Origin of the sequence: Moryella indoligenes, assembly GCF_030812885.1 — a bacterium.
Taxonomy (GTDB): Bacteria; Bacillota; Clostridia; order Lachnospirales; family Lachnospiraceae; genus Moryella; species Moryella indoligenes.
Map to the genome: position 1 here is coordinate 86,170 of NZ_JAUSTO010000009.1, position 7,640 is coordinate 93,809.

Annotated in this window: 8 protein-coding genes and 1 pseudogene; 3 read left to right on the forward strand and 6 right to left on the reverse strand. The window is 51.7% G+C overall.

Annotated elements, in window-relative coordinates:
* Positions 1 to 49: 49 nt before the first annotated feature.
* The 5 genes from J2S20_RS08210 to J2S20_RS08230 all read right to left on the reverse strand — a co-directional run bounded on the left by J2S20_RS08210 (position 50) and on the right by J2S20_RS08230 (position 5,084).
* Positions 50 to 847 carry a segregation and condensation protein A gene (locus tag J2S20_RS08210; RefSeq protein WP_307254896.1) on the reverse strand — a complete coding sequence of 266 codons (798 nt, stop codon included), beginning with the start codon at positions 845 to 847 and terminating at the stop codon, positions 50 to 52.
* The gene (locus J2S20_RS08215) at positions 826 to 1,722 is read right to left on the reverse strand and encodes a metallophosphoesterase (protein ID WP_307254899.1); all 897 of its coding nucleotides are present in this window, start codon (positions 1,720 to 1,722) and stop codon (positions 826 to 828) included. The genes J2S20_RS08210 and J2S20_RS08215 overlap by 22 nt, the downstream gene beginning before the upstream one ends.
* 4 nt (positions 1,723 to 1,726) lie before the next feature.
* The gene (locus J2S20_RS08220) at positions 1,727 to 3,121 is read right to left on the reverse strand and encodes a serine hydrolase (RefSeq protein ID WP_307254902.1); all 1,395 of its coding nucleotides are present in this window, start codon (positions 3,119 to 3,121) and stop codon (positions 1,727 to 1,729) included.
* A 27-nt stretch (positions 3,122 to 3,148) separates the two neighbouring features.
* Complete coding sequence (locus J2S20_RS08225; RefSeq protein WP_307254905.1) at positions 3,149 to 3,799, reverse strand: hypothetical protein; 651 nt, start codon at positions 3,797 to 3,799, stop codon at positions 3,149 to 3,151.
* A 109-nt stretch (positions 3,800 to 3,908) separates the two neighbouring features.
* The gene (locus tag J2S20_RS08230; RefSeq protein ID WP_307254909.1) at positions 3,909 to 5,084 is read right to left on the reverse strand and encodes an alanyl-tRNA editing protein; all 1,176 of its coding nucleotides are present in this window, start codon (positions 5,082 to 5,084) and stop codon (positions 3,909 to 3,911) included.
* A gap of 486 nt (positions 5,085 to 5,570) precedes the next feature.
* Here J2S20_RS08230 and J2S20_RS08235 point away from each other — a divergent pair, with 486 nt between their 5' ends.
* Genes J2S20_RS08235 through J2S20_RS08245 form a run of 3 tightly spaced genes read left to right on the forward strand, consistent with a single transcriptional unit; the run spans position 5,571 to position 7,050 of the window.
* Positions 5,571 to 5,924 (forward strand): hypothetical protein, encoded by a 354-nt coding sequence (locus J2S20_RS08235; protein ID WP_307254911.1) that lies wholly within the window; start codon positions 5,571 to 5,573, stop codon positions 5,922 to 5,924.
* 34 nt (positions 5,925 to 5,958) lie between these two features.
* Positions 5,959 to 6,333, forward strand: a complete 375-nt coding sequence (locus J2S20_RS08240) for a hypothetical protein (RefSeq protein WP_307254913.1) — start codon at positions 5,959 to 5,961, stop codon at positions 6,331 to 6,333.
* Positions 6,334 to 6,348: 15 nt separating this feature from the next.
* Positions 6,349 to 7,050, forward strand: a complete 702-nt coding sequence (locus tag J2S20_RS08245) for a hypothetical protein (RefSeq protein WP_307254915.1) — start codon at positions 6,349 to 6,351, stop codon at positions 7,048 to 7,050.
* A 32-nt stretch (positions 7,051 to 7,082) separates the two neighbouring features.
* On the opposite strand, the pseudogene J2S20_RS08250 reads toward J2S20_RS08245, so the two are convergent.
* A pseudogene (locus tag J2S20_RS08250) lies at positions 7,083 to 7,640 on the reverse strand (cell wall-binding protein); the annotation flags it as partial.

The following is a 7,640-nucleotide window of genomic DNA, read 5'->3' on the forward strand; positions in this document are numbered from 1 at the left end:
CCCTCTTTTTCCTGCCCATTATATCGTGATGAGTTCTTCCTTGTCCAGCTTACAGCTCCTCCATCTCGTCGAGGTCCAGAGCCTCATCAAAGGCTCCTTCCTGCACCTCAATGGAGATCTCATCCCCGAAGCCATCCTGCACTGCCCGGATTCTTCCGACCTTCATGAGCTCCAACACAGCAAGAAAGGTAACAACCACCTCTGTCTTTGTGCTCTCCCTCTTTAAAAGACAGCGAAAGGAAAATCGCCTGTGCTTTTTTGCATAGCGCATAAGACTTCCGACCCGCGTCTTCAGGCTGACTGGCTCCCGCCTGATCGTTCCAAACTGACTTCTCTCCGGATCAATTCGCTTCTCTCTCTGCCGCATCACCTGTGCAAAGATCTGCTGGAGCTTCAAGAGCGTCACATCTTTGAAGAGCGCATCCAGATCTACGGGAGCGGTCCAGCAGGCGACTTCCTTCGGAATAGAAGGTGCACGGTACAACACCTGCGCTGCCTCAAACTCTCTGTCTGCAAGCTCTTCCGCCATCAGTCTGTACTTCTTGTGCGCGAGCAGGCGCTCCACCAGCTCGGTGCGTGGATCCAGCTCTTCGCCGGTTTCTTCATCCACCTCCCGCGGCAGGAGCATGCGCGCCTTGATATCAAGGAGAGTCGCCGCCATCAGAAGAAATTCGGACATGAGCTCCAGATTCTCCCTCTCAAGCTCCGCCATATACTCCATATACTGGTCTGTGATCTCCGCGATGGGAATGTCATAAATATTGATTTTATTTTTTTCTATGAGATGGAGCAAAAGATCCAGCGGACCCTCAAATTTCTCCAGCTTCAGTGAAATTTCCTCTGCCATTCTTTCTCCGCACCCTTTAAATGTACCGCAACGATCTGCGGCGGATTATTGATTCGCAGTCTAATGCTGTGAGTGCCAAGTCCCGGGCTCACAATCATGCTGCTATGCCCCAGCCTGTGAAGTCCTGTGACGCGACGCTCAAACAGCTGAAACTGCGGGGTCATAAGACCAATCTGCCCAGGCAGCTGTATCGTCCCGCCATGAAAGTGACCTGCCAGAGTGAGATCCGCTCCCCAGGCCGCATAGGCCTCAAAAAACTGCGGGGAATGAGCCATAAGAATATGGTAACGCCCTTCTGACGCCACGCCCAGATGTGCGCTCAGATACTCCCCTCTCATCCGATCACAGTGAAAGCGCCTGTAATAATTTTCTGTGATAAAGAGACCTGAGATCTCGATATCCTCTCCGAAATGAACACTCTCATCCCGCAGGAAGCAGACGCCATAGCGGGAGAGCTCCGCGCGAAGCTCATCATAGAGAGCCCCGTAGCGCCCCCGGTCCCGGTTGAGCCTCGACTCGTGATTCCCCTCTGCATAGAAAAGAGGCCAGCGCTCCGCAAGCCGTCTTGCAAGTGAGAGCGTCAGCCCGATTTCCGCCGTTTTCTTGACGGTCATCATATCTCCGCCGATCAGTACTGCATCCGGCCGGAGATCCTCTATTTTTTGAATCAGTGCAGCATTGTCCGCTCCGAAGCAGGCATCATGCAGATCTGAGAGAAAGACAAAAACCCGCTCTCCTCCCCGAAGCTTATTGCTGTGCAGCGTGTACTCCGCCACGCGCAGCGAGCTCCGTTCCCATGCAGAGCGCTTCAAACATGCTGCCGTAAGTCCTGCGCCCGCAAGCACTCCGAGTGCCGCTGCTTCCTGTATACGCATCCCTTTACTCCGTCCATACGCCATCTGCGCCAACCCGGCTGCCATCCGGTGTCACGGTGTCCGTGAGCATCCTCCCGTCAGCCCCGAGATAATACCACTTGCCTCCATCCTGAAGCCAGCAGTCCTTCTTCATACCGCCAAAGCTGGGGCGAAGATAATACCAGGCACCGGCTGCGTCCTGATGCCATCCCGTTATCATAAGCCCGGACGCATCAAACCAGTACTCGAACGCACCGATTACCAGCCGCTCGTCACACGCATAGACTCCGTTGGCCTTTCCGTAGCGCCAGCGCCCTTCCTTCTCGTGCCAGCCGGGAGTTACTGCTCCGGGACCACTGTCCTCTGTACCGGCCGCCTGCACCATGGCATTTCCAGTCCTCTCCTGTGCTTCAAAAACATCTCCCGCAGCAGACTCCGGTACAGAGGGAGCTGCCGCACTGCCCTGCGGCCCGATGCTCTCTCTCAATACAGCGGCTGCCGCGTTCTGTTCCGGAGAGCGCTCGCTGCTGTTCTGTGCATCCGGAAGCGGCTGCTGCGCTCCCCGACAGAGTGCAAAGCCATAGTCCAGCATGGCCTTCGTGTCTTTATAATGCGTAGAACGGCTCTTCAAGACCACCGCGATCAGGCGGACTCCGTCCCTCTCCGCGCAGGTCACAAGTGTATTTCCCGCTGCGCTGGTATAACCAGTCTTTCCGCCCAGTATCCCGGGATAGTAGAGGGAGCTCCCCGGAGAGATCATCTTATGTCCCATAACAATGGTCGTTCCCTCCGGACGATTCGCGGTCGCCGGAATGTGATAGACGGTTGATCGCTCTATCTCTCTGAAATCCGCCCGCTCAAAGCAGGCCTTTGCGATCAGTGCCATGTCGTGTGCAGTCGTCAGATGCTTTGCGTCTGTCAGTCCGTTCGGATTCTGAAACTGCGTCCCCGTACAGCCGAGCTCTGCCGCGCGCGCATTCATGCGCTGCGCAAAGGCGGGCACACTGCCTGAGACGTGCTCCGCGAGCCCATTTGCCACTTCATTTGCAGACTTTAAGAGCAACCCGTAGAGCGCATCCTTTACGCTCAGCTTATCTCCGCTTTTCAGCGCGAGACTCACCGCTCCAGACTCCAGATGCGCAGTCGCACTCTCCGTAAAACAGACCGTCTCGTTCTGCGCGCTGTTCTCCAGAACAAGCAGTGCTGTCATCAGCTTGGTGATCGACGCGGGATAAAACTGCTGATTCGCATTCTTCTCAAAGATAAATTCACCGCTCGTCGCGTTGTAGAGTGCCGCCCCCTCCGCCGCGACATCTGGCTTTTCAAGCGCATGGACGCGGATGCCGAGGGCACAGGAAAAAATCCACACTGCCATCAGCACTGTGACGAGCACAAACCGCCTCTCTGCACGCTCTCTCATCTGATATGCCTCCGTACTCTGTGCCGCTTAATTGGCCGCTGTCTCTGTCTCTTCCTCGGATTCCTCGCTCTCCGGCTCCTCCTTCTCAAGCGGAGCCAGGATCACAGCGCGGGAATCCCTATGAATGCTGCCGTCGCTCTCCGGAAGTATTTCCATCTCATATCCGTCACAGAAGAAATGGTAGACCTCCTTGCCCTCCGCAAGTGCATAGCCGTCCACCAGCCTGGAGCTCTGCTTCTCCGGCTTCTCTTCAAGACGCAGCGCCTCAAAGAACGCCTCACTGCTCTCCGGCTCCTCACTCAGCACGAAGAGCTCTCCAACGCTCGCCTCCAGTGCCCAGCAGGAATCACTTCTCCCATAATTCACATCTTCATTCTCATTGTAGAGAAGCGCCTTTTTCTTTCCGCCGTCAAAGCTCATCGCACGGATTACGCCGTCATCTCTGTCGCTCTCCGGCTCTCCCAGCAACTTGATCACCGCCTCTGCGTCATTGTTTACGGTGTTTGCATAATCATAGTTTAGTTCTGCCTGAAAGCCCTTGCTCTCCGCCTCAGTTTTGCTCTCCGCAGCCGCCCCGGACTCCTTCACCGTCTTTTGGCCGCACGCGGCAAATGCCGCCGCGCACACCGCTGCACAAAACACCACTGCTGCCTTCTTCATCCATATTGTATTTTTCATATGATCCTCGCACCTCTTTCTTCTTCTGATACGCTGCTACTGTATCATATTTTTGCGCAGAGATTATTACAAAGCTTTTAAAAAACAGGAATACTTTCCCGCATCTCCCTCAGAGCTCATGAAAGAGTGTCCGTATCTCCTGCTCCGTAAGCGGAGCGCTCCCCTGCAGATAACTCTTCGTTCCTCCGCACTTAAACCCTTTCGTCCGAAGCAACTTTGCAAGCTCTGCGCAGTCCACTGCACCGCTTCCAAGAACAAAGCTCCAGCCACTCGTGTCTGCTCCGGAAAATACGGCGACAACTCCCGCATACTGCTCTGCCCTCGCATTTACGATATTTCTCATCGCCCCTAGATCTGCCTGCTCTGTAAAGAGCAGCGCGTGTCTGCTCTCCCCTGCTGCCGGCAATTCATTCGCCCTACACTCCAGCAGCTGTCTGCCAAGTCCCGCGCAGACCGCCTCTGTCTCGCCGAGCTTCTGCCTCAGATCCCGCACGGCCTCCGACACCTCTCCCCGCTTCACGGAGAGACAGCGAGAGATCGCCTCCACCGCCGTCTGCTTTTGGGCATAGTCCCGCAGCGCGCGGATACCGCAGGCGATATGTATGCGCACACCGCCCTTATAATTGATGCAGTCCACGATTTTTACAATGCCGATTTCCGCAGTCCGCTCCACATGCGGCGCACAGCAGGCACAGAGATCTACTCCCGGAATCTCCACAAGGCGTACATTCTCCGTGAGCTCCAGCTTGCTCCTGTAATCCAGCTTCTGAAGCTCCTCTGCATCCGGATAGTACACGCGGACCGGAAGATTCTGCCACAGCGCGGCGTTGACCTGCTCTTCCAGCTCCTGAAGCTCCGACTGCGTAATAAGCCCGCTGAAATCAAGCTGTGTCTCTGTCTCCCCCAGATGAAAACCCACGTTATCATAACCAAAGCGCGCGTGCACAAGCCCGGAGAGCATATGCTCTCCACTGTGCTGCTGCATAAACTCAAATCGCCGCGCCCAGTCAACCTGCCCTTCTATCTCCTCTCCCTCCGGAAGCGGTGCGGAGACAAAGTGGGTGATGATTCCATCCCGGATATGCACCTCCAGCACCTTTGCCCCGCCGAGAATCCCCCGGTCTGAATTCTGTCCGCCCTGCTCCGGAAAAAATGCGCTCCGGTCTAGAATCACCCTGTAACACTTCCGCTTCTCATCTTCAGTGCAGGAGAGCACCCGCGCCGTAAATTCCGTCTGATGCGCATCTCTGTAGTACAGCTCCTCCGTCCTCTGCATCTCTGCCATTACTTCTTCCCCTTTGCAGCGTTCTTCCTCTCCAACGCCTGAAGCTGCTGCTGCAGCTGCTTTGCCTTGCCTTCCCTGTTACTCTTCTTTTTTCCAAGCTTGCTCATAATGACCTCCTAAAATCACATGAGGCTATTATAGTACAGCCACCGCTGTGCTTCCACAGTAAACAGAGAATGCTCTGCATTCCACAAAGTAAAAATCCCAGAATCCGCCTGCTTACTGAATAAACAGGCGGATTCCGGGATTTTCAGGTAGTGGAGATAGTGGGATTCGAACCCATTAAAATGCACGTAAAATTAAGGATTGAAAGCATTCGTGTGACTTTTCGTGTGACAGATATGTTTTTTAGCTCCCCCACCAGCGGGGCATTCCTCGGCACGCTTCATACTATATAAACGCCACAGGTATTTACATTTATATAAACGTATGTTAGTATGTACACAAGTTGAACTTGTTGAGACAGGCAAGAAGGAGGCCAAAGAAATGAGCAGAGGTAACCTGTTTAAAGCTAACGGGATTGAGCCAGAAGAACTTCTTCCGGGAATGTTTTGCATTGGTTCTAACGTGTACAAGCATGATGATGGTGAAATTGGCTATTCGGAATATCTTTACTACGGCCCGCATTTGAGATTGATAAGAATCATAAGAAGTTACCCTCCCACGAAGACTTTTGAGGATAAGTCGTTTTACTCCGCGCGAGAATTCAAAGAAGAATATGCAAATTTTCTGGATAGCCTTGTGGGGCGCGCCAGAAAAAAGCCAGAGGAAGAGGAGGCAAGACAGGATTTTTGTCGTCTAATTGGCTTCAAGGTGAAGAAGGATGAAAAAAATAATTAATCAACGGAGGTATGATACTAGTACATCTACCCTGATGGGAGAACGTGAAACTGGAAGCGGCTTTCAGTATATCCGTGAGAAACTCTATCAAAAGAGAAACGGTGAGTTTTTCCTTCATGGCTTTGGCGGGCCCAGTACAAAGTATGCTGTATCTATCGAGCAGAATACGTGGAGTGAAGGAGAGGAGCTAATACCTCTGTCTCCCGAATCCGCCAAGCAATGGGCAGAGGATTATCTCGATGCCGAAAAAGTCTCAGAAATATTTCAAATTTCTGAGGATGCTGAAAACGATAAAAAACCTGTAGGATTCACGATATCGCAAAACGCAATTGTGAGGCTCGCACTTTTAGCGGCAGAGCGTAAGACATCAAAATCACAAGTCGTTGAAGATTTGATCTTAAACGCCTAGTAATAAGGAAACAATATGAGAAAATATGTTGTAGGCGAAACTTACGGATGTCTCAAGATTCTAAGGCAATCTAGTTCTAAACCGGCAAAATACATTGTTGTTTGTACAAGATGCGGACAAGAGCGTGAAATACCTTCTGACAAGATATGCCTCTTTCTAACCGGATGTTCTACATGCAGAGCTGAAGAACGTCTCAACAAGGCAAAAAAATATTATAATTCGTTTAAAGGGGAAATGTTTGGCGATCTTGAAGTTTTAGGATTTTGCGATGAAAAAAAATGCGCTAACTCATACCTGGCAAGATGTAAATGCCATAAATGTGGCGATAAAACGCTTGTAAGATTTTCAGAATTATTGCACGGGGATGCGAGAGAATGTTCTAATTGCGCCAAAAAACATTTGCAGTTAGGAATACAACGATCACTAGATACCTCAAAGGGTGGGAGCTGTTTAAGCTGCACACTGGACAGAAAGAAATTGAACGGAAACAATACCACTGGGCATAGAGGTGTTACCTATAGAGCCAAGCAAAATAGATTTCATGCCTATCTAACCTTCCAGCGCCACCAATATTGGCTCGGAAGCTATGCACGCATAGAAGACGCTATTGCTGCACGTGAAGCAGCCGAAAAAGAAATTTACGGTTCATTCGTTGAGTGGTATCAAAATACATATCCCGATTTGTGGGAAAAGTATTACGGAAAGAAGCAGAATTAAGAGGGCAGGACATCCCGCCCTCTCTTTTTCCATCAAGACACTATTTCAAACTCTTCTCCCGGGGCCTCCGTGTCGCCTTCCGGCTGCCATTCGCCTTGTGAGTTCACCCAGTAATAAATATGTTTTCCGCTTGCAAAAGGTTTTTTCTCCTTGACGTAAGCACTCTTAGCCATCGTGCCGGACTGAGTAAAGTAGTAATGTTTTCCACCAATCACAGCCCACTGTGAGCCGAGCATTGCACCATCTTCTCCCAGATAGTACCAGTCACTCTCAGCCTTGAACCAGCCCTTAATCATTCGACCGGAAGCATCGAAGACGTACCAGCGGCCATTGATATAAAGCCACTCATTTTTTGCAAAGGTTTCGTCTTCCTTCATGTAATTCCAGGTACCATCATACTGCATAGACCACCCAGCAGGATGTTTCCTCCGGGCAGAAGCAAGCACGCAAGCCTGATAAAAAACCCAACTCACAAACTGTTGGCACCAGTATGCGCCGTTGTCGCCGTACCACTTGCCATATTTCGTAAAGTTGTTCTTGCCCGCGTTGGCGTGCTTGTCGTTCAGCTGAGCGTTGCTAGCCTTCTCCTC

Coding starts and splice junctions, on each gene's coding strand:
- J2S20_RS08215 (WP_307254899.1), bottom strand. CDS start 1,722: ATGCGTATACAGGAAGCAGCGGCACTCGGAGTGCTTGCGGGCGCAGGA.
- J2S20_RS08240 (WP_307254913.1), top strand. CDS start 5,959: ATGGGAGAACGTGAAACTGGAAGCGGCTTTCAGTATATCCGTGAGAAA.
- J2S20_RS08220 (WP_307254902.1), bottom strand. CDS start 3,121: ATGAGAGAGCGTGCAGAGAGGCGGTTTGTGCTCGTCACAGTGCTGATG.
- J2S20_RS08230 (WP_307254909.1), bottom strand. CDS start 5,084: ATGGCAGAGATGCAGAGGACGGAGGAGCTGTACTACAGAGATGCGCAT.
- J2S20_RS08225 (WP_307254905.1), bottom strand. CDS start 3,799: ATGAAAAATACAATATGGATGAAGAAGGCAGCAGTGGTGTTTTGTGCA.
- J2S20_RS08235 (WP_307254911.1), top strand. CDS start 5,571: ATGAGCAGAGGTAACCTGTTTAAAGCTAACGGGATTGAGCCAGAAGAA.
- J2S20_RS08245 (WP_307254915.1), top strand. CDS start 6,349: ATGAGAAAATATGTTGTAGGCGAAACTTACGGATGTCTCAAGATTCTA.
- J2S20_RS08210 (WP_307254896.1), bottom strand. CDS start 847: ATGGCAGAGGAAATTTCACTGAAGCTGGAGAAATTTGAGGGTCCGCTG.